The following is a 22,732-nucleotide window of genomic DNA, read 5'->3' on the forward strand; positions in this document are numbered from 1 at the left end:
AAGCAGGACTGAGGTAGCGCCTTACCTACTATTCTGAAAAGACAGCATTGCTGCCCTTTCTTTATTTTTCTTGTTTTTGAAAGAGATTCAGCCTCAAAAACCTTTTTATATAGGTTTCATATCGGACCCTTTTATCTCTAACCCCTTATTCTACAAGGCGAACCCCTGAACGGCCACCACCCGCCCGATAACGGGTCAGATAAAACGGCACGATGGCCTCTATGCTCTGCGGAGTCAGCCCGAGCTTTTCAAAACCCGACTGACCCGGCGGCACAACATTGTCCTGAGACAGCATCAGCAACTGGTCACGCGTCAGGATATGTCCCGGCAAACGCTCGAAAATCCCTGCCTGAATGCGTGCCAGAGCCCGCGGCACCTCGTAAAGCATGCGAGAGCGCTGCGTGGTGCGTAAAACCCACTGATAAATCTGCTTCATGGTCAGAACATCCGGCCCGCCCAGCTCCCACACCTGCCCTGCCAGCGAGGGATCTTCCGCCAACCGCGCCACAACCTGCGCCACATCCCCTACATACACAGGCTGAAGGCGCACCTTTGCACCATAAACAGGCAGAACCGGCAGATACCGCGCCAGCGTGGCGAACATATTGAAGAAGTGATCCTCCGGCCCAAAGATAACGGACGGTCGAACAATAGAAGCCTGCGGCATGGCAGCCCGTACAGCATCTTCCCCCGCAGCCCGACTCCGCCCGTAAGCAGACGGTGCTGAGTGAGACGCCCCCAATGCGGACATGTGCACAAACGCCGGCACGCCAACCTGCGCGGACAGACGCGCCACCCGGCCTGCCCCCTGAACATTCACGGCCTCAAGCCTCTGCCCCGATGCATCCCCAAGCACGGCGGCCAGATTGATGACAACAGATGCGCCTTCGACCACACAGGCTACTGAGGCATCATCCAGCACAGAGGCATAAAACGGTGCGATCTGCCCCAGCTTTCCCAGAACCCGCAGGGATGCAGCCTTATCCGGCCTCCGGCAGGCAATCCGCACGGTATATCCTGCCTCCGCCAAGCGCTGGACAACATACCGCCCCACAAAGCCACCACCACCAAACACTGTCGCAATCTTCAGCTCATTCATGGTGTTCTTTCTGCTCCTGTTTGCTCTGGCCTGCCTTCTGGGGTGGCCTGCCCATAGTCTACGCCTCTTTTTGGAACGTCCGGTGAGCACAAATAGTTCAGCATCCTCCCTGAACACCTGCCCGGCGTTAGGAACACAGGCAGCACACCCTGAAAAACTGCTGTTTTTTGGGAATTTTAAGACGCGGCTGGACGCCAGATAACAAAAAGAAACAAATCCTGAGAAAAATGCATTTTTCCCGTTGACGAGGTTACGGGGCCGAGCTAAATACCCCTTCACCAGCCGGGGTGACCCGGTTGTCATCTGAGCCCAGATGGCGGAATTGGTAGACGCGCAGGTTTCAGGTATCTGTGGCCGCAAGGTCGTGGAAGTTCGAGTCTTCTTCTGGGCACCAAAAAAAAACCGCAGTTCGCTGCGGTTTTTTTGTATCTACTGCTCTTCATCCCCTCATGCTTTTTGCATGACGGGGGATGAGAGTGGATTTCCCCTCCCTCATTGCTTTCATCAGCGACATACACGCTCTGACGAGATCCTACGCACTTTTTCAACTTGAGCTTATTCGGCTCACTGTTGACCTCTTCTCCTAGCCACATCGCATGTCTTGTCACGCGCAGTCTTTTCGGATGCACGTGCCTCATTATCCTTCCTCATGATCTTCCATCCGAAGCTCTGCGCACTTATCCCCAGAATCTGAGGATGCCTGCGGGGGTAAGCCTGTGGATAACGGGTACATCTTGCCGGGATTATGTCAGCATTCCTAACACCCTGATAGCTCATGATTTTTAATAACCTGAGCCAAAAAGCGTCCAGAATCAAAAAAAGAAGCCCGGCACCCCCTGCGTAAGCAGAAAGAGCCGGGCTTCTTTGGCAAAACATGATTATCAGAAATTATCTGGGCTTTTTGATTGCCCTGAACAGCATAATCAGGAAACCAGCCACAGCAGCACTGACAGCAACAATAATGCGAGAGACGGGTTTCTGACGGTCTTTGAAATCTTCAGACAGTTTTTCCACGGCAGTGTCCTCCTTGTTTTGAGTGAAAACGTTCTGCAGGCGGCACTGTTCCCAGTGCTTTGCCCTACAGGGCAATCAATCGCGTTTTTTTTCACGTGCCAGACGATTACACGCAGCGATTAATGGCCCGCCAGCGGTGGCAGTAATTTTATCGCCCAAACAAATCATTCTGGCTTTTCTTCCAGGACAGCAAAGCCGCAAGACCAGATCCCAGCAGCACAGTGCTCAAACTGCCTAAGATCAGGCCGCACTCAAAGCCTGTCATTGCGCCGCCAGCACGGAGAGTGCTGTTGCCTCCTGCTCATCTGTAACGCTTGGCAGACTGATTCCCAGAACGCCCTCAAATGCATCGATCACGGTCCGCAACGCATTAAAGATGGTGATAGCCATATTGATCACGCTGTTGGTCACAGTCTGCTGCGCTGCGACCAACCCGGCACGGATTGCCACGGCAACATTATTAAGATCCACCAACAGCGTATCAATGCGCGTTTTGGCATTCGTGTTGTCGTAGCTGACTGTCAGACTACCCTTCGTCTCGGCCGCCAACGCAGAGAGTGCGGTGGACAAAGCGCCACCTGCGGCCTCAATAACGGCCACAGCCGGAGCCCCCATAGCAGTAGATACGGCCGTGATGCTGAGAATAGTTGTGACAGCATTGATACCAGCCTGTGCGTAGGCCTTAACCTTGGTCGTGTTAAGCGTAAGCGTGGTCGTTTTCCCGGTTGTCGTCACCGTGCAAGCGGTGAGTGTCCCGGCCGCGGCCACAAGGCTAGTGGAGCGAAGGAAAGTGCGACGGGACTGCATCATGGTTGCTTGTCCTGTGGAGTGAGGGAGGCCTGCGCAACCACGCTTTGAGATGCGTCGACCCGCGCTCCAATGTGATTGACGGCCCAGCCGATGTTGAGGCCGATGGCGGAAACGACCTGATAGGGGATTTTCCATTTGCTCCCGGCTTGCGGAGGCTGGATTGCTGCGGTGACAGCCCCGCAGATGATGATCACCCCGGAGATAACTGAACTCCACGGTTCTGGAATTGCTGAAAACAAAAGGGGCACCACCGTAGTGATGCCCCCAATTTTAGCCGCATTGACCGCAAAGGCGTTTTTCGTGGTGCCTGTCACATCCCATCTCCTTTCAGGCCAACACGATAAAATGCGTGATGACCAATAGTGCATTTATAAAAGCGACCTTGCGCCCAATAGGGCCGCTGGCCGCGCCAGTCGTAATAATGATCCGCTCCGCCAGTCAGGTCCGGCAGACAGCCGTTAACCAGGCGACTGACTAAATCCAGAGCCTCACAAAACTGCTTGTCTGAGTCACTGACTGTCAGAAGTTTCATGCGGTTGGGGTCATTCGTATCCCAACAGGAAAACTGGGCATGTGCCTGACACACACCGGCAATATCACGCCCCCACCAGCCCGGGTGGGTTGCCCGGTTACCGATGACGTTCAGGACCGCTTGCAGCCCCCGCGTTCCCTCCCCCCGCGCCTCACCCCATGCCGTACGAGCTGCCGCCTGCACCGGGTCGGTGATTGGTAGTTTAAGTGTCATGATTTTTCCCAATTCCGGGGAGCAAGTGCATAGACAGAGTCTTGCGGTTGAGGCTGCGGCGCAGGGGCTGGAATATGGTGGCGGTGCAGGAAACTAACGTTGCCGAACAGGTAGTCATCCCAGGTTTGGCTGGAAAGGATCGTGCCGCCCGCTGCCGCAGCAATGGTGCAAATAATCCCGACAATGACTGATCGTGTTCGCCAGCGCCGTAGATTTTCTTCAGCAAGCCGGTTCTGGTTTTCCTGCGCGCCTGTGAGTTTTGCGAGCTGGGTTACCAGATCAAAAACCCGCACTTCCAGACGGCTTATTCCTGCTGTCGTCGCCACAGTACGCGCATTTTCTTCTGCCCGCATGGTCGCGAGGTCCTTGCTGATCCCGTCCAGCTTTCCATCAGTCGCGTCCTGCCGCCGCTCAACGGCAGCGAGACGAATCTCATGACCACCAACAATTTCGCGCAGGTCACCATCAGCCGCGACGATGAGGCCACTCTGTTCTTCAGTCATAGATTTTCCGGATACAAAAAACCGCCCACACGGCGGTATGTTTTATGCGTATGGGCGGTCAGTTTGTTAGCCGCTATAACCCCACTGCGCATCGATCCACGCAATACGCGTTGCCGCGTACTGCATGATATACGCAACTGACCATTTCCCCCCCGCCTGCATTGAGGCAGGCGCGCCGGTCGCAATATCAAGCGGCCAGTTTGCAATATCCTGCACCATTGAAGCCGGGTCGATCAGATCAACCTGACGCTTGATCGCTGCGTTGATGTTCTGTGAGGAGATAATTCCAGCATCCCGCAATTCACGCCAGCGCGCGCGTAGTTCCGGCAGGAACACGGTATGTGCCAGGTTAAAAAAGCCGGGATCCTGATCAGCCTTGCCACCCTTTTTGGTCACCCACCCAATTTGACCTGCATCGGATTGGACGCCCGTGAGGAAGAAAACCAGCCCCCACGTTTCATCCTCATCATACGGCCAGAAATACCAGAGCCCGGTGGATGCTGTTGCGTCCCAGCTGCCAAGCTCAAAGTTGTTCTGCATGCTATCAAACGAGCCTGACAGCTCGCAGATCAGCACATAATCCAGGAACGAGGTCAGATCGAGATACTGCCTATACGTGGCTCTGGCGTCAGTCGTGCCGTTGTTGCATGCTCCCATCCAACCAATAATCCGCTGGCAGGCTGCATTGATATCCGGTGAAGATGTCGAGATATCGTCCTGATCATTATAGCCACTGATTGCAGGGGACTGCACCGACCATTCTTTGGAGTTAAACGTGCCGCTCCAGAGGCTGGTCGCGTGCTGCGGCTGGATCAGAATGTGCTGGTTATTGCCGTCATCCATCAGGTAGTCATTAACGTCAGCTGGAGTGCGAATAACATAGAGCCCTAGAAACGCGCCATTCTGCCAGACTTCAACCGGGAAGCCTGCCGTGCTGAACAGAGCAGACGTATGCGTTCCGAAATCTGTATCATCCCAATAACGATAGGCTGACTGAGGGGCGAGAAGACCGGCAGGATAGCTGTGCATCTGACGCCAGATATCCGGGGTCAGGCTGTCACGCACCAATGTTCTGTCGGTCCCGTAGGCTTTCAGCGTGACGCTGCTCATCGGGAACCAGTCACCGATTTTGACAGACAATTTATTGCCAGTCACTGCGTTGCGCAGCTTCAGCTTCCAGTTTTTTTTATCCGCGTTGGCGGTACTTTGCCCCTGCACCTGCCATGTGCCTGATGCTGAAAACAGCGGCACAGTACCCTCAAACACAGATACCGAGACAGACGGCGTTGTCGCCAATGTCGGCAGGTCACCCTCAATCAGAATACGCCAAGGCCGCGACGGAACGGGAACCGTAACGTAATCCCATTGATCGGCAATGTTGTTGACACCAAGCTGCACCTGTACACCATCCTTGGTATATCCGGTTGTCGGCATCGGATAGGATTTAGCCAAAGATCCGTCTCCCATAATAGTGGTTGTCGCCGTCAAACATTATTTCGGCACACATCACAGCGCCCGAGCGACTATCTACAAACGGCACACCATCGGGCCAGATGACATTGGAAGGCCACGTGACCACAGAGTTACCTGCTGGAGACTGTATGATCAGGATACGCATGATCTGAATCTGCCCAGGCTGACCACCAGTGAGCGTCAGAGAGCAATCAGTATCTGGCATGATGCGGTAACCGTTATCACCACATGTCACATAGGACAGGGCACAATTAGCGCCGGGATTGACAATGGTTGTCAGGGGCGTGCCACCGGTAATGACATCCACGATTTGCCCCCCGGAGAGCGTGTTACCACGCCCCCCGGTTGCAACCGCTGCCGAGAAATCAAGCAGGGTAGACATTAAGCACCTGCCTTGGCTTCAAGAGCCGCAACACGGGCGGTCAGAGCCTGCATTTCCGCTTCGCCTGCCGCAGTCAGCAACATGCTCAGTTCGTCGTAGCGTAGAGACTGCCGGTAAACCTGCTGCCCCTTGTCATCCAGAACTGGCTTCGTTTCAATGTCCGTAAGTGCCCCTTTTGCGTCGCGCACTTCAACCTGCTGCGTCAGTGCATCCTGACCCCAGATACCAAATGCAGCCGGATCAAGTCCCTCGGCACTCAGGGCCGCGTAAACCTGTTGGGCGATAGCCCCTACATGCCGGCGCGAACCACCATCCCGGAAAGTGAAAACAGTGATCGCCTTGCGGATGGCTTGTCCCGCCTTAATCAGCTTTGCACTATCTGCGTAGACGGCGTCCCCCAGCACCCCAACAACTGCTTTCATGTTGGCGTCTGATGTCTGAATGGCACCAGTGCCTGCAAAAAGCTGAGAAAAGCGGTTGGAGGCACTCCCTAGTGGGATAGTATTATCCATGCCTGGAACAAACGCTTTACCCTTAAAAGACGCTGTGCCGTCATTAGTTCCTGTACCACCCTGGAAGAGAAAAACGACACCTGTCGCGCTATCTGCGTCGGTAGACGTGGTCGTACCGCAAAAAGCTTTTAGAATACACAAATTCGTTTTAGACGGACTACCTAATGCAATCTGTGCCGTGCCATTGTTGTTATTGGGATTAACAAACAATGTATTGCCCGATGTACTATACTGCGGGACACCTCCAGGGGCCTGCAAAAACGTTTTTGGAATAGCGGCGTTCGCCGTAGTCTGTGCCGCAGATGCAGCAGCAGATGCAGAAGATGCTGTCGTCGTTGCTGTTGTTGCGGCCACCTTGGCCGCAGAGGCATCCGATGAAGCTGTCTGGACCGTAGTAGATAATGTGCTGACATTCTGATTAACTGTTACAAGCGCCGCCGTATTTTGCCCGACAGCACCACTGAGTTCTGCCAGTGTCTGGGAAGTTTTACCTCCATCCGCAGAAAGGGTGCATGCAGAAAGATCAAGATTCGTTGGTGCGCCATAAGTCATGAAAAATCACTCCGAAGCGGCGCACAGAACGCCGACATTATTGATTGTATTGGGGTAGTAGGTGGTGCCGTCCGTCAGGATTACGCCCGTCGTGGGGTGAACTGACAGACCGGCAGGCAGCGTGGCCGAACCGGCCATATAGACGCCTCCGTTAAGAGTGACGTCCGCAGGAAGCGTGCCAACCGTATCGGCCATCAGCACAGCACCACTCTGGTCGATGAAATACGTTCCTGTCGGCAACTGGGCATCAGTGGCCAGAAAGGCCGACGAAGTGTTGCCACTTGTGGATTGTGCGTCTTGCATTGTTTTGTCCGGAAAAAAGAAAAGCCACCCCGAAGAGTGGCTTTGTAAAAACGGATCAAAAGAGAAATTCTCTTATCCCCGATGTTATCCAGACTTAAGCATGACCACGCGGGGCGGCAATTACAGATCTGTGGTGAATGAAAATTTGAAGGTTCTGGGCAGTCCCTGCAGCAAATACCCATTAAAAGCAGAAGCCCAGTAACGTGTGTTAGCAATGTTATCGACGCCAAAACGCAAAGTCAGAGGTTTGTGCGCAACCGCAAATGTATAGCGCGCCCCCAGATCAAACCGTGTCCAGACAGGCAGGTGTTTCGTATTCGCTATATTCACCCACTGCTTGCCGGTATTTTCCACTCGTCCAACCAACGTTGCGCCACGCAGGAACGGTAGATCATATTCCAGATTTCCGTTGATGGTATAATTGGGAATCCCGATAGCCGTATGGCCGTTATTTAGCCCCTGTGCCGTACGGCGCAAATCAGCATCAATCAGCGTGGCACCGCCGTTAAAGCGCAGACCGGGCAGGATCTGGCCGTTAACACTCAGCTCTGCGCCCCGGTTGCGCTGCAACCCATTTTCCCGAAAGATGAAGGATCCACTATTGCCATACGGTTCCGTGTAGGAATTGGGCTGGGAGATCTGATAAAACGCCAGTGTGGTTGTAAAACGTCCGGTATCGTATTTAGCCCCGACTTCATACTGAACACTTTTGAAGGGCGGAAAAATCTGGCCGAGATTAACCAGATTGGTGCCACTCGCCGTCGGCCCCTGCGACAACCCTTCAATCCGGTTAAAGTAAATGGATGTGCGGCGCGTTGGATGAACCACAAGACCGACAACCGGAGTAATCGCACCCTCACTGTAATGCGCAGTCCGTGCGCCATCGCCATACGCATTATATCCGTTAATCAGCATGTTCTGATAACGAAAACCGGCAGTCAGCGCGACACGCCCCTGCCAGAAGGACATCGTGTCTGAAAAGAACAGACTATAGAGCTGCGTTCTGCTGGTTGGCAGTGGGTTGTCCAGATTGCCGCCTGTCCAGTTTTCTACCGGGGCCTGAACTGCCGCCGTATTATAAAGATTTGTATCGAAGGGGCTGAGCGCCATGGAATAAGCCGTGCGGCTTTCTTCCCACAAAGCAGACCCCCCGGCATTTATTTCATGTTTGACAGGCCCGGTGTCAAAATGGGCGCGGACACCGCCGCGCGTGCTTTCATTTGTCTGCGCATAGGGCACATACATGGCCCCTGCAGTGGCGGCCCCGGTTTGAGAATTATGGACCGTCAATGTGGAGTAATTGCCTTTTTCGTCACTCCCAAGACCACCAAAAGCGCCATAGAGCGTGACATGTTTTGACAAATCACGCTCGATATTGAGCATGCCGAAAATGTAATTCAGATCATTGTATGTCCAGCGCTGACCGTAATTGTGAGAAGCATTGGGCACGCGCGGCACGCCCGTCGCATCTGCACCGAGAAACACACCCGGACGGCCGCCATTTACGCCCTGATTTTGGTAATTCATGTCCAGAGAAATGCGTGTTTTGTCATCATGCCAGTCAAAATCCGCCCCCAGAGCAACGGAGTGGCGGCGTTCATGATCAATAGAGGTCTGCCCAGACAGACCTGCGACATTCAACCGCAGACCATACGCTTTGTCCTGCCCAAAACGCCGCCCTACATCCAGACTGCCACCGCCAACGCCCTGGTTGGCGTAATCTCCCGTCAGACGAGTAATGGGCGTATTCTGGGCGTGTTTGAACATCAGGTTAATGTTCCCGCCAATGGCCGTCCCGCTGGGAGCAGCCCCATTCAGGAACGCGCTCGCACCATTGAGCACCTGAACCTGATCATAAAGCTGTGGAGACACAAGCTGCCGAGGCGTGATGCCGTAAAGGCCGTTAATCGCGACGTCATCCCCATACACAGGAAAACCCCGGATAACGAAAATTTCCGAGAAGTTGCCATAGCCATATGTGGTGCGGACTGAGGGATCATTCTCCAGAACCTCGCCCAGCGTCTGGGATTGCTGGTTGAGGATCAGGCTGGACGTATAGCTCCGGATGTTAAACGGCACATCCAGCCCCTTCTTGGTCCCCAATGCCCCAAGCTGGCCACCACTGATGACTTCCATCTGATTACGGCGGCGGGCCGTGACCAACAGGTTTTCATCTTTCTGTGACTCTGCTGCCGGCGTCTGCGCTTGTTGGGCTTTTTTAACAGGCGCGGCCTTATCTGCTGCCGTTTTCTGTGGCGCAGTCACTTCCTGTTGTGCAGCAAAAGCAGCACCATTGAAGACCGCAACTGTTGCCAGCAAGAACGCAACCCGCCCTACACTGTGCAGTGAAAGAAGGACCGGCAGGCGACCACGCATCATCATGATTAATCCAAAATTAAAGACTGACCGCGCCTCCATAAGCGCAATTAAGAGACATTCGCAATATTATTTTATGATTTCCTCATCTGTCCGGGGTTTACAGCGGTCGCGTGACTACTTAGCAACATGAGAATGAGTCGCACAAAAACCCCGGGCATAACTCTACCTTCCGCCCAGCCTGTCACCAGGAAAAACCAGAAGCGTCAGGCCGTTTTCCGGCGGCTTGGTTTGCTGGCTGTTGTCTGTGCGCTCTCCTTTCTGACAGCCCATCTGATCATGCTGGATACCCAGCGCCTCCCGTTTGAAGACATGCGACTGAAAACGGATCTGGGCGGTATGGTGATCGCAGCGCTTTTCCCTCTTCTTGTTCTGGCTGGATTTGCCGGACGCCGCCACTGGTGGGGGCTGATCCTTGGCCTCGTGGCCTGTGGCTCCGCAGTCCTTGCCGGTCTTCTTCCGTTGTGATGAAAAAGACGACGCATGCGTGAAACACTACGGGTGCATATGGGGTGGCTCCATAGCTGGGTTGGCTTTCTGGCCGGGCTGCTACTGGCCTGTGTTTTTGCGTCCGGTACGCTGGCTGTATTTGATACGGAAATCACCCAGTGGATGCAGCCCGAAGTCTCACTGACACAGGAAACCTCCCTTACCCCCACCGCCCTGCAGGCCGCTGCGCAGACAATTCAGGCTGAAGAGGGGAAAGGGCTTTCCGCGTTCCTCACCCTGCCCTCACACCGAGACCCCGTTCTGCGGGTTCTCCATTATGATGGGTATGAGTTTGTCGGCACCGCGCTGAATTCAGAAACCGGAGCAGTCTTCCCGGCCCGCGAGACGGCTGGCGGCCAGTTTTTCTATAATTTCCATTTCTCGCTGCGGGGCGGCAATCAGCCCGGCGTGCAGATTGTCACCTTTCTGGGGCTTTGCCTTATGGTGGCTATTGGCTCCGGGCTTGTCATCCACATCAAGGCGCTTTGGCCCGACCTCATCCTGTTCCGCCCGTTTGGGGCACGCCCACGCGCCTGGGTCGATGCTCATCTGATTGCAGGCGTGCTGTTCCTGCCGTTTATTGCTTTCATGGGCTATACGGGCACTGCAATCCATGCGCGGGTGCTTCTCCCCGCAGAGCCATTTTTCCGCTCGCACACGGCAGCGCCGCACAAAAAGGAAAAGACCGCCCCCAAAGGGCGCGTGTTGCAGGCAGGCCCGTTGCCTCCGCCGCTTGCTCCTTTAATTGCACAGGCACGGGATATTCTGCGGAGCCCTGACGGTAATCTCGTTTTGTTTACACCGGACGAAGTGCATATTTTCAAAAGCGATGCGTTCGGCCCGTTTCTGACAAGAGACCATGTGGATTTCAGCCGCAAAGACGGACACCTCCTGCGCTCTGTAACGCAAAGCCCTCCGGCTGTTGCGACCATGCAGCTTGTGCGTGGGCTCCATTATGCCCGTTATGCGCCTCTCCCTTTGCGCTGGCTGTATTTCCTCTCCGGGTTAGCGGCAACCGCTCTGGCAGCAAGCGGATTGGTCGTGTTTCTCATGAAACGTCGACGTTCATCGGGTGAGCAGTTTTTCTTCCGAGTGGCAGAAGCCCTGACCATGACGACAGTTGTGGGCTTTCCTACCGCAACACTCGGGGTTTTCTGGGCCAACCGTTGCCTGCCAACTGCACTCTCCGGCCGCGCGATGATGGAAATTGATCTCTTCTTTATCGTGTGGGGCCTGTGCGCTGCGCATGCTCTGCTTCTCTCTTTGACGCGCCTTGCTGCCTCCGGCTGGCGTCAGCAACTCGGGGTGCTTGCTGGAGCCGGATGCGGGCTTCCGGTGCTGGATCTGGCCTCGCGTTCGCATGCATGGGGGCAAGGCGCTAGCGTCTTCATGGCAGCGGATGCGCTGGCATTTCTCACGGGACTTATCGCGCTCTGCGCACTGCTGAAATTACGGGAACCTGCTGCATGACTTTCCTGCTCGTGCTCGCACTGTGGAGCGCTGCCTTCTGGTGCCACGAATGTTTGCAGCCCAGAACACGTACCGCTTTCCCCCGGCAAACCGGCGCTGTGTCTGTTAACCAGATTGTCCGGGCGCTGACCCCCTGCCTCGCGCTAACCCTCTGCCTGTTTGAGGATCCGGCTCTTGGCATTTTTTACTGGCTAGGCCTAGGCTCTACGGCAGGACTTGGGACCAGTGTGCTTATGGCTGTTCTTAAACAAAAACGGGGTCTTGCCCGGATGAGCAAGACCCCGCTTTAAAAGCCGAGACAAGCACAGGAATTTTCCTGCACCCAGCCCCACATTTTCTTATTACTTTGCTGCCGGAGCCGGAGCGCCGTGCGTCTGCGTGATAAACTTTGCGACGTTATCATGCAGCTGCGTCAGAGATTTCTCATTCGCATAGACCATGTGCCCGGATTCATACTGCACAATCTGAATATTATTGCTTAGCTCACGCGAAATGGGCAGATGCTTCATTTCATAAATACCCTCGAAATACGGGGTCCCGAGGTCATAATAGCCCTGATTAAGCATCACTTTCAGACCAGGATTATGCTTCATGGCTGAGGCCAGATCCGGCAACACATTGACCGCACCGTGGATCGGGAAATCCGTATTGGGCTGTTTGTGTGAGAAATCCCATTTCATGATGGCATCAGAGAAGAATTTGTATTCCTGATACCCATCCCCAAAGGCTGGGGAATTGCCATAATGCAGCGTGTTGCGGGCATAATCATTAAAGGCCGCGATATAGGCAGAAGACATGGCGGAAGACTGCGGATCGTAATAGGAGAACTGGGACAGCTTATCCATGGTCGGACCAGAGAAGCGGCTGTCCAGACGGCCTGTATCCAGATCCTTATCGCCCTGCAGGGTTTTTTCAAACTCCCCGCCATTAATCCGCAGGTCGGCCTTCTTAATGTAATCTACCGGAAGGCCCGTATAGTCGTGCAGCTTCAGGGCTGTCGCATCACGCTGCGCGTCAGAAATGGCGTTGCCTTCCTGCAGGGCCGCTGTGTAGTCAGTCAGCGCAAAATGCTCGACTTCTTTCAGAAACGCCTTGAGGTCCGGATGCTCGGCAGGAAGACGCTTGTGATACCACGCCGTTGCGGCGTAGCTCGGCAGGGCCAGCACATAAGGCTGATCGATTGACGGGTTCATGGCGACCCCATCAATGTCATTGTCGTAGTTCATGATCTGCGAAAGCAGAATCACGCCGTTCAGATCAATGCCTTTATCGTCAGCCAGCTTGTTCGCCACAATTGCGGAACGCGTTGTGCCGTAGCTTTCCCCAAACAGATATTTGGGAGAGTTGTAACGCCCGAAACGAGAGAGGAACTGGGCGATGAAGTCGGTAAACGCGCCGGCATCCGGGTCCGTACCCCAGAACGCCTTTTCTTTATCCTTGCCGATCAGACGGCCGTAACCGGTGCCGGGAGCATCGATAAACACCAGATCAGACACATCCAGCAGGCTGTCATTATTATTTACAATGGCGTAGGGCGCGGCGGGGGTATGGCTATCGTCCGCTGTCACCACCCGTTTCGGGCCAAAGGCGCCCATATGCAGCCATACGCTGGAGGAACCGGGGCCACCATTATAAACAAACGTGATGGGCCGGTTTTCCGGGCGCACACCCTTCTTGAAATAGGCCACGTAATAGATAGATGCGGCGGCCTCCGGCTGCTTTTTGTCTTTGTCCGCATCCGGGCCTTCGGAATCATCCCAGCCGCCCTTATGGACGATCAGGGTGCCGGACACGGCTTCATAATCAATATGCGCCCCATGCACGGTCACGGACCCGCTGGAGGTCACGCTCTGCGGTTTACCCAGAAAATCTTCTACGCTGACTTTCTGTTTTGCTGCATCAGCCGCCTGATGGGTATCTTCCGCCAAAGCAATCGGCTGAACGGCTACACCGGCACCCGCTGCCAGCACAGAAACCGTGGCCAGCAACCCGGCCAGCTTCAAACCTGTCTGTTTTTTCCGCACGAGAGATCATCCTGTCAGACTATGTTATAATATAGCTTGAATATCAGGAAGTGTGGCGTTCGGCCAGTCTGTTTACATTTAGCAACAAACCCCATTACGGGCGGCCCTGCCTTACCCTGCCAGCCCGACTCCGGCCGCAGCGAAATAGCGATTAACGGCGGTGCACATCGCCCCTGCTACCATAGCCCGGTGTCCGGCCTGCCTCAGGGCGGCTTCATCCAGCCGGTTGGACATAAAGCCCATTTCCACCAGAACTGACGGGATCTGCGCCGATTTCAGCACTGCAAACGCGGCGTGCCGGTGGGGATGCGACAACAGATTGATGCGAGACTGAAAAGACGCCACGACAGCGCTGGCCATATGGGCAGACCCGCGCCGGGCCTCTTCTGTCACCAGACTGGCCAGAATCTGCTGCACTTCCGGTGATGTGCCCTGCACGAGAGGACCACCATACCGGTCCGCGCTGTTTTCTGTTTTTGCAAGATCCGCCGTCTGACTGTCCGACGCCCCATGGGAGTGCGTATAGACACTGGCCCCGCGCACCCCGGCATTATGCAGAGCATCTGCATGCATAGAGATAAAGAGCGATGCCCCGTGCTCCTGCGCCAGTTCCACACGCCCATCCAGCGGTACAAAATGGTCAGTAGTACGCGTCATGGCTACGCGATAACGGCCGGTGGCCAGAAGCTGCTGACGCAATTCTGTGGCCGCAGCTTCCGCCACATGTTTTTCATACGTCCCGGTATAGCCAATAGCACCGGGATCTTTCCCCCCATGGCCGGGGTCCAGCATAACCAGCGGCAACGCTGGCCGGGCTTTACCAACAATGGCTGGGGCGTGAAGTGTTTGCCCGGTTGCATGACGCGCCGTGCCTGCGGCCTGCGCCTGCGTGGTGAGCAAACCAGTCGTCAGCAGCCCGGCACCCGTTATCAGAAGTCCGCGCCGGTTGAGGGAATTTTGTGCGGGATGTGGAGCATGTAGCCCGGCAGTGCGGGCGGACCGCTCGGCCATCAGAAAAAAACCGGCTGTTTTTTCGGATTCTGACGTCATGACGAGGCTCACACTTCTCTAATTGGGGCGATCCTGCACACAGATAATGTCGAAACCGTGTCAAGGCCAGAGAGATGCAAAACAGTGTTGCTGAATGGCTTGCGGTTTGTTGCTGTTTAGGTCATGGTCGGCAAGCATGGCTCAAGGCAGGATTGCCCGTCATGCATCCTGTTTCCGCTCCTTTAGAGTTTAAAGGCGCGGCTGGCGTTTAACCGCCGCCCAGCGCAGATGGGAGCAGGAAACATTGGTTGAAGGATACATGACTATCGTCAGGGCCACGATCTTGGAGTGCATGACCAGACCGGAGACAGCATCCTGTTTCCGCGCCTCTGCTGTCACCTCAGCGCCTGGCCTGACATCCGCCTCTCATTTTCTCACACGTACAGACCTATGCCTGTCGGAAGCGTCCCCCTCCCGTGTCCAGCCGTCCAGACGGCTCCACCGGATAGGCCGGCCACCGGCACGCCGGAGTTTTTCTTTTTATGTCAAAGCGTATGCTGATCGATGCGACGCACGCGGAAGAAACGCGCGTTGTCGTTATGGATGGAAACAGACTTGAAGATTACGATGTTGAAGCTGCCTCCAAAAAGCAGCTCAAAGGGAACATCTATCTTGCCCGCGTTGTTCGCGTAGAGCCCAGCCTTCAGGCAGCTTTTGTTGAATATGGCGGCAACCGCCACGGGTTTCTGGCCTTCAGCGAAATCCACCCTGACTACTACCAGATTCCGGTTGCTGACCGGGAGAAACTTCTCGCCCTGCAGGCTGAAGAAGAAAACCTGATTGACGCAGGCGAATCCGAGTCCGACGAAGACGAGACCGACGCGCAGGCTTCCACCGCTGAAGATGAGGACGCCAGCTCTGATGCTGACGAGTCCGCCAGCGAAGACGAAGGCCGCCGCCCCTCCCGCCGGAATGATACGCCTGACTATGTTGGTGGAGAAACCGACACGGGTGAAGAAGCGCTGATCCAGAAGCGCATTGCCCGCTTCCTGCGCAACTACCGCATTCAGGAAGTCATCCGCCGCCGGCAGGTTCTGCTGGTGCAGGTCGTCAAGGAAGAACGTGGCAACAAGGGCGCAGCCCTGACGACCTACGTCTCCCTCGCTGGCCGTTACTGTGTGCTGATGCCCAACGCCCTGCGGGGTGGTGGTGTGTCCCGCAAAATTACGTCTGTGCCTGACCGCCGCCGCCTGCGTGACATCATCTCCGGCCTTAACCTGCCGCGTGGCATGGCCATGATTGTCCGCACCGCTGGCGCGCAGCGTCCGGGGCCGGAAATTACGCGAGACTGCGAATATCTGCTCCATCTGTGGGACGATATCCGGGACCTGACGATGCAGTCCGTCGCGCCGGCTCTGATTTACGAGGAAGCAAGCCTCGTCAAACGCGCCATCCGCGATGTGTACACGCGTGAAGTCAGTGAAATTCTGGTGGATGGCGAGCATGGCTGGAAAGCCGCGCGCGACTTCATGCGGATGCTTATGCCGCAGCACGCAGAAAAAGTCCGACTGTGGAACAAGGAAAGCCAGCCGCTCTTCACACATTACCATGTGGAAGGGCATCTGGACGCCATGCTCTCCCCGGTCGTGTCTCTGCGCTCCGGTGGCTATCTGGTTATCAACCAGACCGAAGCTCTGGTCGCCATTGACGTGAACTCCGGCAAAGCGACCAGCCAGCGCAATATTGAAGAAACTGCTTTCCGCACCAATCAGGAAGCAGCGGATGAAGTGGCCCGCCAGCTGCGGCTGCGTGATCTGGCTGGGTTGATTGTCATTGACTTTATTGACATGGAATCCCGCCGCCACAACAGCGCGATTGAACGCCGCCTGAAAGATGCGCTGCGCCATGACCGTGCGCGCATCCAGATGGGTTCGATCTCTCACTTCGGTCTGCTGGAAATGTCGCGCCAGCGGCTGCGGCCTTCAGTGGCGGAAGCCGCGTTTACACCCTGCCCGCACTGCCAGGGCACGGGTATGGTCCGTGGCATTGAAAGCTCTGCACTGCATGTGCTGCGTGCGGTGGAAGAAGAAGGCGCACGCCGTCGTGCTTCCGCCATTACCGTGCATGTTGCCGCAGAAATTGCGTTCTATGTGCTGAACAACAAGCGCGACTGGCTGGCTGAAATTGAGCAGCGGCATCAGATGGAAATTCTGTTTGAAGCCGACGCCACGCTGCCTGTGCCGGAAATTCGCATTGAGCGCCGCCAGCCGCCCAAAGCGAACCGCAACTACGCGCCGCTGCCGCCGGTAGAAAACGCCGTGGTGGACGTCACACCGGAAGAAGCAACACCGGTTGTGGCAGAACAGGACACGACGCCCCGCGCCGAAGTTCCGGCTGCTGCCGTTGAAGCTAGCGCTGGGGAAGACGAACCGCGCCGCCGCCGTCGCCGCCGTCGCCGTCGTGGCAACGGGAACCGTGAAGAGAACGGGGCAGCCGCTCAGACGCCTGCAACGGAAGAGCAGGTTGCTGCCGCAGCACCTGCTGAGGCTGAAGGTAATCTGATCCCCGGCCGTCGTCGCACCCGCCATTCCCGCGTGCGCCCGACGGAAACGGACGCACCGGAAATCCGGGTTGCTATTGAGGAAGGTCCGGCTCCGCAGCCGCGCCGCCCGACATGGCAGGGTCCGACACCGGCGAACCCGTTTGGTGGCAGCCTGGACATTTTCGATCTGATCGAAAATTCCACCATGGAAGCCGCGGAAGCGGAAAAAGCGAAGGCCTCCAAAGCAGTAGCAAAGCCGGAACCTGCCAAAGCAGTTCCAGTGGCGGCACCTGCGGCAGCAGAAGAGCCGAAAGAGGTTGAAGCCCCGGCTGACGAGGCTCCGACAGCTGAAGCAAAACCGGCCCGTAAACGCCCGGGACGTCGTCGCAAAGCTGCGCCTGTAGCGGAAGAGGCTCCGGTTGTTGCTGACGCTGAGCAGGCAGCCCCTGCTCCGGCAGAGACTGTGGTGGAAGCCGCGCCAACTGCTGACGCCCCGGTTGCCGAGGAAGAGGCTCCCAAACCGCGCCGCCGCCGTGCTACGCGGAAAAAGGCTGAAGCAACGGCTGACGTTGAAGCGCCCGCTGAGGACGCAGAGGCTCCGGAAGAAAAATCCAAGCCTCGCACACGCCGCCGCGCAACCACGCGCCGGAAAACTGCGACGGCAACGGACGACGCTTCAACAGCGGCACCGCAGGATGAAACAGCGGACCCCGCTGCGGAAAAACCTGCACCGCGCCGCCGTCGGGCGGCAGCGAAAAGTGCTGCTGCAACCAGCAAAAGCGCCCCGGCTGAGGCTCAGGACGCCAGTGCTGACAAGACGCCAGCCACGGAGGACGCACCGGACGCGTCCATCGTGCAGCCGATTGTCATTGATGACGAGAAGCCCGCCCCCAAGCGCCGCACGGGCTGGTGGCGCCGCTAAAGCAGGACTGAGGATAGGGGGCATGGTCTTTGGGCCTGCCCCCTAACTGCTTCCTGCCTCTTTTGGCCATCGGCCACGTATGGTAGGTAAGGCCTTCTTAAAACAGACCTGCCCGCCCCACCGGAGTTTTCATGACCGTGCCCCAGCCAGATCTTCAGCCCGAGCGTTCTTCCGGAGCGCAGGACCGGGGCCCTCTGGTTCTGGCCCTGCCTAAAGGGCGGATCCTGAAAGCCGTCACACCGCTCCTTGATGAAGCGGGGATGGCACCCTCCCCCGATTGTCTGGGCGATGACAGCCGTAAGCTGCGCTTCCCGACCCAGAATCCCAATCTGGATGTTGTTCGCGTCCGCTCGTTTGATGTAGCCACTTTTGTCGCCTCCGGCGGCGCGCATGTTGGCATCTGCGGCGCAGATGTGCTGATGGAATTTGACTACCCGGAAATTTATGCCCCGCTGGATCTAGGCATTGGTGGCTGTCGCGTGTCCGTTGCGCAGCCTTCCAGCCTGCCGCATGACCCGCAGGAATGGGCGCGGTGGTCCGAGGTCCGCGTTGCGACCAAATACCCCGCCATAACCCGTCGCTTTTTTGCAGCGCGCGGCATTAACGCCAATATCGTGCATTTGCATGGCGCGATGGAACTGGCCCCCATGCTGGGGCTTTCCCGCCTGATTGTGGATCTGGTGGATACCGGCTCCACCCTCCGTGCCAACGGGCTGCGGGAAGTGGAAACGATCACGCACATCACCAGTCGACTGATTGTAAACCGTACGGCCCTGAAAACCCGCCCAGAAGAAATCAGCGCGATTATCAACGGCTTTCGCAGCGCGATGGAAGCCGCTCCTTCCGCCGCCCAAAAGATCAAGGCAGAGCAGTCTTCATGAAACGGCTAGACACACGTGACCCCGGTTTTGAGGCTGATTTCGCCTCGCTTCTGACAGCCCGTGAAGAACAGGGGCAGGAAGTTCATAAACCTGTTGCGGAGATTCTGGCCTCAGTGCGCCGGGATGGGGATGCCACCCTGTGCGCCCTGACCGAGAAGTTTGACCGCCTGCCGCTTACGCCTGCCCAGCTGGCTTTTAAAGCAGACGAGATTGCCAAAGCCTGCACACAGGTCAGCCCGGAGCTAATGGCGGCTCTGGATGTTGCCGCTACGCGCATTGAATCCTTCCACAGAGCCCAGATGCCGTCGAATGTTCGCTATACGGACGATGTCGGTATGACGCTGGGCATGCGCTGGATCGCGCTGGATGCGGTCGGACTGTATGTGCCCGGCGGGAAAGCGGCCTACCCCTCCTCCGTGCTGATGAACGCCATTCCGGCGCGTGTGGCAGGTGTGCAGCGGCTTGCCATGTGCGTGCCCACACCGGACGGCGTGATCAACCCGCTGGTGCTGGCAGCAGCGCATCGGGCTGGCGTGACGGAAATCTACCGCATTGGCGGCGCGCAGGCTGTGGGTGCCATGGCGTTTGGCACACAGACCATTCGCCCTGTGGACCGCATTGTCGGCCCGGGCAACGCCTTTGTGGCGGAAGCCAAGCGGCAGGTGTTTGGCCATGTGGGTATCGACAGCATTGCCGGTCCGTCCGATGTGGTGGTGATTGCCGATTCGGCCACAGACCCACGCCTGATTGCGCTGGATCTGCTGGCACAGGCCGAGCATGATGAACTGGCTCAGGCAACGCTCATCACGCCGGATGCAGCCTTTGCCGATAAAGTGACGCAAGCCGTCACAACCGAGCTGAAGACGCTGACCCGCACCGCCATTGCCGGCGCCAGCTGGGAGCGGAACGGCGCGGTTCTGGTCGTCAAAGATCTGGACGAAGCGGTGGCTCTGGCCAACCGTCTGGCCCCGGAACATCTGGAACTGATGGTGGATGATCCGGAAGCCCTGTTTGCCAAGGTACGGCACGCGGGCGCGGTTTTCCTTGGCCGGTTCTGCCCGGAAGCTGTGGGCGATTATGTAGGCGGCCCGAACCATGTGCTGCCCACCTCCCGCACCGCGCGCTTTGCGTCCGGCCTGTCTGTTTTTGACTTCATGAAACGGACAACCTTCCTGGCCGGCGGCCCCGACGCCCTGCGCCGTATTGGCCCGGCAGGGGTCGCTCTGGCACAGGCCGAAGGGCTAGAAGCGCATGCGCTGAGCATCTCTGCCCGGCTTGATGCGTTAGACCAAACCACGCCTAACGCTTGACCGAACCGGCTCCCTCACCCATATCTGCACATCCAACCATAACGAGGCTTAAAAATGAACGAAGGACGCCATGTCTAAAGAAGACATGATTGAATTCAGCGGCACGGTTACAGAACTGCTGCCCAACGCGATGTTCCGGGTGAAACTCGACAACGAACATATGATTCTGGCCCATACCAGCGGCAAAATGCGCAAGAACCGTATTCGTGTTCTGGCTGGTGACCGGGTGAATGTCGAAATGACACCGTATGACCTGTCCAAAGGTCGTATTACCTTCCGCTTCAAGTAAGACGATGGCAGCATCCGGGCCGGATGGCACGGAGAACGGAGGCCGCCCTCACTTTGTGCTGGCGTCCGCATCGCCCCGCAGGCTTGACCTTTTGCGTCAGGTCGGGCTGGTGCCAGACCGCGTTCTCCCGGCTGATATTGATGAAACCCCAGCCCGGACAGAACTGCCGCGCCCCTACGTGCGCCGCATGGCCATGGAAAAAGCGAACGTGGTTGCTGCCAGCCTGAGCGAACCGGCTCTGGTGCTGGGAGCGGACACGGTTGTTGCTCTTGGGCGACGCATCCTGCCCAAAGCAGAAAACCGTGAGACCGCACGCGCCTGCCTGGAACAGCTTTCCGGCCGCCGCCATACGGTGCTGACCGCCCTTTCCGTTATTCCCTCTGCTGGCTGGCCGGAAGGCCACCGGGCCGAACGGGTTGTGGAAACGGCCGTCACATTCTCCCGCATGACTTCCCATCAGATTGAAAGCCTGCTGGATCAGGGCGACTGGCAAGGCAAGGCGGGTGGCTATGCGTTGCAGGGCCATGCTGCGGCTTTTATCCGTTTTGTCTGCGGCAGCGCCTCCGCCGTTATTGGCCTGCCCTTGTTTGAAACGGCCCAGCTTTTGCGTGGCCAGCCGGGCCACTGGCTGGCGTGAGCGTGTATCTGCGCCTCGCCACCTATCCCGGCGAACTGCGCATTGCCGTTACCCAGGACGACACTCTGCTTGATTACGCACTGTGGCGTCCTGCCGCACCAGATGGTGTGGATGATGTCTATCTGGGCCGCATCAGCGCGCATGCCCCCGGCATGGGCGGGGCCTTTGTGGATCTCGGAGGGGGCGTAAGTGGCTTCCTGCCTGACCAAAAGGGCTCAGATGCTCTCACGGAAGGGCAAACCCTCACCGTGCGCGTGGTGCGGGCTGCGCAGGGCGGCAAAGGGGTTCGGCTAAAACCGGAAAAAGCTCCCGCGACTCTGCCCGCTAAACCGGGCCTGATCAGCCGCGGCCCCACGCCACTGGACCGTCTGGCCGCCCGGTGGCCGGATGCGAGGATTGTTGTCGATTCCCCGGCTGCGGCGGCTTGCCTCCCGGTCGCTTTGCGCCCGCGCCGCCAGCAGGAACTCCAGCCGTTCCCGGAAGAGATTGCCCACGCCTGCACGGCACTCGAAGAACCGCTTATCAGCCTGCCCGGCGGCATGCAGGCCAGCATTACGCCCACGCCCGCTCTGGTGGCCATTGATATGGACGCGTCCCCGGCCAAAACGGGCTGGCCTAAACAAACCGCACAGTTTGCCGCCAACCGGGATGCCCTTCCGGCTCTGATGCGCCAGATTCGCCTGCGCAATCTCTCTGGCGCGATTCTGATTGATCCTGCCGGACTGGCCACACGCAAGCGGCAGGCGCTTCTGGAGCCTGTAAAAGCGGCTCTGCAGGATGATCCGCTCCGCCCCCGCTGCCTTGGCATTACCGCGCTGGGGCTGGTTGAGCTGGTACGGGCACGGATTCACCCATCTCTGCCAGAACTTCTCTCATCTGCGCATGGGCAGGCGCTGGCTGCGCTGCGCCACCTTGTCACGCAGGAAACGGAAGCGACCGTTCTGCGGGGCGGTCTTGGCCTCATCACCGCACTGGAACAGGACCCGCAGGCTCTGGCAGACTGTATCTCTCAACGTGGCAAACCTTTGAGCCTCCAGCTTGACCCCGCCCTGCCTGATTTTTTCTGGACGACACACGCATGAGCAAAAACAGCACCTGCCCCGTCTGTGGCGCGCCAACCCAGGCCGCCACCCGCCCCTTCTGCTCCCAGCGCTGCGCGGATATTGACCTCGGACGCTGGTTTTCCGGGCAGTATCGCATCCCCGGTCCGCCGGCTGATGAAGAGAATCTTGAAAAACCTGAGATAAATGACGAAAGGTGACTTGATCTCCCTCCCCTCCTGCGATACATGCTCTCTCACGCCGCAAGGCTGCGGTGCCCAAGTAGCTCAGTTGGTAGAGCATGCGACTGAAAATCGCAGTGTCACTGGTTCGATCCCGGTCTTGGGCACCATTTTTCCCCTAAAAATT

Annotated in this window: 25 protein-coding genes and 2 tRNA genes; 14 read left to right on the plus strand and 13 right to left on the minus strand. The window is 57.2% G+C overall.

The window, feature by feature from the left end:
* Positions 1-145: 145 nt before the first annotated feature.
* The gene (locus AD930_RS08690) at positions 146-1,099 is read right to left on the minus strand and encodes a complex I NDUFA9 subunit family protein (RefSeq protein ID WP_061505931.1); all 954 of its coding nucleotides are present in this window, start codon (positions 1,097-1,099) and stop codon (positions 146-148) included.
* 307 nt (positions 1,100-1,406) lie between these two features.
* Between AD930_RS08690 and AD930_RS08700 the strand changes: the two genes are divergently transcribed.
* Both AD930_RS08700 and AD930_RS17785 read left to right on the plus strand, forming a co-directional pair.
* Positions 1,407-1,493, plus strand: a tRNA-Leu gene (locus AD930_RS08700).
* 470 nt (positions 1,494-1,963) lie between these two features.
* Positions 1,964-2,236, plus strand: a complete 273-nt coding sequence (locus AD930_RS17785) for a hypothetical protein (protein WP_156476949.1) — start codon at positions 1,964-1,966, stop codon at positions 2,234-2,236.
* A 138-nt stretch (positions 2,237-2,374) separates the two neighbouring features.
* Here AD930_RS17785 and AD930_RS08710 read toward each other — a convergent pair whose 3' ends face one another.
* The 7 genes from AD930_RS08710 to AD930_RS17790 form a co-directional block, all read right to left on the minus strand.
* Positions 2,375-2,923, minus strand: a complete 549-nt coding sequence (locus AD930_RS08710; RefSeq protein ID WP_061505934.1) for a hypothetical protein — start codon at positions 2,921-2,923, stop codon at positions 2,375-2,377.
* Entirely contained in the window at positions 2,920-3,237 is a 318-nt protein-coding gene (locus AD930_RS08715) for a hypothetical protein (RefSeq protein ID WP_061501595.1), read from the minus strand. The genes AD930_RS08710 and AD930_RS08715 overlap by 4 nt, the downstream gene beginning before the upstream one ends.
* Positions 3,234-3,668 (minus strand): cell wall hydrolase, encoded by a 435-nt coding sequence (locus tag AD930_RS08720; protein ID WP_061505935.1) that lies wholly within the window; start codon positions 3,666-3,668, stop codon positions 3,234-3,236. Before AD930_RS08720 ends, AD930_RS08715 begins: the two co-directional genes overlap by 4 nt.
* Positions 3,665-4,171, minus strand: coding sequence for a hypothetical protein (locus tag AD930_RS08725; RefSeq protein WP_061505936.1), 507 nt, complete (start codon positions 4,169-4,171; stop codon positions 3,665-3,667). Before AD930_RS08725 ends, AD930_RS08720 begins: the two co-directional genes overlap by 4 nt.
* A 66-nt stretch (positions 4,172-4,237) precedes the next feature.
* Entirely contained in the window at positions 4,238-5,623 is a 1,386-nt protein-coding gene (locus AD930_RS08730) for a CotH kinase family protein (RefSeq protein ID WP_244150542.1), read from the minus strand.
* Complete coding sequence (locus AD930_RS08735) at positions 5,616-6,026, minus strand: hypothetical protein (RefSeq protein WP_061505937.1); 411 nt, start codon at positions 6,024-6,026, stop codon at positions 5,616-5,618. Before AD930_RS08735 ends, AD930_RS08730 begins: the two co-directional genes overlap by 8 nt.
* Entirely contained in the window at positions 6,026-6,538 is a 513-nt protein-coding gene (locus tag AD930_RS17790; RefSeq protein ID WP_156476950.1) for a tail fiber domain-containing protein, read from the minus strand. Before AD930_RS17790 ends, AD930_RS08735 begins: the two co-directional genes overlap by 1 nt.
* Between AD930_RS17790 and AD930_RS17795 the strand changes: the two genes are divergently transcribed.
* Positions 6,537-6,956, plus strand: a complete 420-nt coding sequence (locus AD930_RS17795; RefSeq protein WP_156476951.1) for a hypothetical protein — start codon at positions 6,537-6,539, stop codon at positions 6,954-6,956. The genes AD930_RS17790 and AD930_RS17795 overlap by 2 nt on opposite strands.
* Positions 6,957-7,096: 140 nt before the next feature.
* Here AD930_RS17795 and AD930_RS08745 read toward each other — a convergent pair whose 3' ends face one another.
* Both AD930_RS08745 and AD930_RS08750 read right to left on the minus strand, forming a co-directional pair.
* A complete protein-coding gene (locus AD930_RS08745) occupies positions 7,097-7,393 on the minus strand; it encodes a hypothetical protein (protein WP_061505939.1) in 297 nt (98 codons plus the stop codon).
* Positions 7,394-7,513: 120 nt separating this feature from the next.
* Entirely contained in the window at positions 7,514-9,775 is a 2,262-nt protein-coding gene (locus tag AD930_RS08750; protein WP_244150543.1) for a TonB-dependent receptor, read from the minus strand.
* A 129-nt stretch (positions 9,776-9,904) separates the two neighbouring features.
* Here AD930_RS08750 and AD930_RS08755 point away from each other — a divergent pair, with 129 nt between their 5' ends.
* The 3 genes from AD930_RS08755 to AD930_RS08765 are packed head-to-tail and all read left to right on the plus strand — an operon-like array spanning position 9,905 to position 12,018.
* Positions 9,905-10,237: a hypothetical protein gene (locus AD930_RS08755; protein WP_061505940.1), complete on the plus strand. Its 333-nt coding sequence runs from the start codon at positions 9,905-9,907 to the stop codon at positions 10,235-10,237.
* A 15-nt stretch (positions 10,238-10,252) separates the two neighbouring features.
* Positions 10,253-11,728: a PepSY-associated TM helix domain-containing protein gene (locus AD930_RS08760; protein WP_061505941.1), complete on the plus strand. Its 1,476-nt coding sequence runs from the start codon at positions 10,253-10,255 to the stop codon at positions 11,726-11,728.
* The gene (locus AD930_RS08765) at positions 11,725-12,018 is read left to right on the plus strand and encodes a hypothetical protein (protein ID WP_061505942.1); all 294 of its coding nucleotides are present in this window, start codon (positions 11,725-11,727) and stop codon (positions 12,016-12,018) included. The genes AD930_RS08760 and AD930_RS08765 overlap by 4 nt, the downstream gene beginning before the upstream one ends.
* A gap of 51 nt (positions 12,019-12,069) precedes the next feature.
* Here the strand turns inward: AD930_RS08765 and AD930_RS08770 are convergent, their stop codons facing one another.
* The 3 genes from AD930_RS08770 to AD930_RS17800 form a co-directional block, all read right to left on the minus strand.
* A complete protein-coding gene (locus AD930_RS08770) occupies positions 12,070-13,752 on the minus strand; it encodes a S10 family peptidase (RefSeq protein WP_408735775.1) in 1,683 nt (560 codons plus the stop codon).
* A 111-nt stretch (positions 13,753-13,863) separates the two neighbouring features.
* Entirely contained in the window at positions 13,864-14,802 is a 939-nt protein-coding gene (locus tag AD930_RS08775; protein ID WP_244150544.1) for an N-acetylmuramoyl-L-alanine amidase family protein, read from the minus strand.
* A gap of 189 nt (positions 14,803-14,991) precedes the next feature.
* The gene (locus AD930_RS17800; protein ID WP_156102624.1) at positions 14,992-15,141 is read right to left on the minus strand and encodes a hypothetical protein; all 150 of its coding nucleotides are present in this window, start codon (positions 15,139-15,141) and stop codon (positions 14,992-14,994) included.
* 143 nt (positions 15,142-15,284) lie between these two features.
* Here AD930_RS17800 and AD930_RS08780 point away from each other — a divergent pair, with 143 nt between their 5' ends.
* The 8 genes from AD930_RS08780 to AD930_RS08815 all read left to right on the plus strand — a co-directional run bounded on the left by AD930_RS08780 (position 15,285) and on the right by AD930_RS08815 (position 22,715).
* A complete protein-coding gene (locus AD930_RS08780) occupies positions 15,285-18,206 on the plus strand; it encodes an Rne/Rng family ribonuclease (RefSeq protein ID WP_061505943.1) in 2,922 nt (973 codons plus the stop codon).
* Between the two features lie 131 nt (positions 18,207-18,337).
* Positions 18,338-19,087 (plus strand): ATP phosphoribosyltransferase, encoded by a 750-nt coding sequence (gene hisG, locus AD930_RS08785; RefSeq protein ID WP_061505944.1) that lies wholly within the window; start codon positions 18,338-18,340, stop codon positions 19,085-19,087.
* Positions 19,084-20,397 carry a histidinol dehydrogenase gene (gene hisD, locus AD930_RS08790; RefSeq protein ID WP_061505945.1) on the plus strand — a complete coding sequence of 438 codons (1,314 nt, stop codon included), beginning with the start codon at positions 19,084-19,086 and terminating at the stop codon, positions 20,395-20,397. Before hisG ends, hisD begins: the two co-directional genes overlap by 4 nt.
* Before the next feature lie 70 nt (positions 20,398-20,467).
* The gene (gene infA, locus AD930_RS08795) at positions 20,468-20,686 is read left to right on the plus strand and encodes a translation initiation factor IF-1 (protein WP_003622234.1); all 219 of its coding nucleotides are present in this window, start codon (positions 20,468-20,470) and stop codon (positions 20,684-20,686) included.
* A 4-nt stretch (positions 20,687-20,690) separates the two neighbouring features.
* Positions 20,691-21,323 (plus strand): Maf family protein, encoded by a 633-nt coding sequence (locus AD930_RS08800; RefSeq protein ID WP_061505946.1) that lies wholly within the window; start codon positions 20,691-20,693, stop codon positions 21,321-21,323.
* Positions 21,320-22,405 (plus strand): ribonuclease E/G, encoded by a 1,086-nt coding sequence (locus AD930_RS08805; protein ID WP_061505947.1) that lies wholly within the window; start codon positions 21,320-21,322, stop codon positions 22,403-22,405. Before AD930_RS08800 ends, AD930_RS08805 begins: the two co-directional genes overlap by 4 nt.
* A complete protein-coding gene (locus AD930_RS08810) occupies positions 22,402-22,584 on the plus strand; it encodes a DNA gyrase inhibitor YacG (RefSeq protein ID WP_043553555.1) in 183 nt (60 codons plus the stop codon). The genes AD930_RS08805 and AD930_RS08810 overlap by 4 nt, the downstream gene beginning before the upstream one ends.
* A 55-nt stretch (positions 22,585-22,639) precedes the next feature.
* A tRNA-Phe gene (locus AD930_RS08815) sits at positions 22,640-22,715 on the plus strand.
* Positions 22,716-22,732 lie beyond the last annotated feature (17 nt).

Source organism: Acetobacter malorum, from assembly GCF_001580615.1.
GTDB lineage: Bacteria > Pseudomonadota > Alphaproteobacteria > Acetobacterales > Acetobacteraceae > Acetobacter > Acetobacter malorum.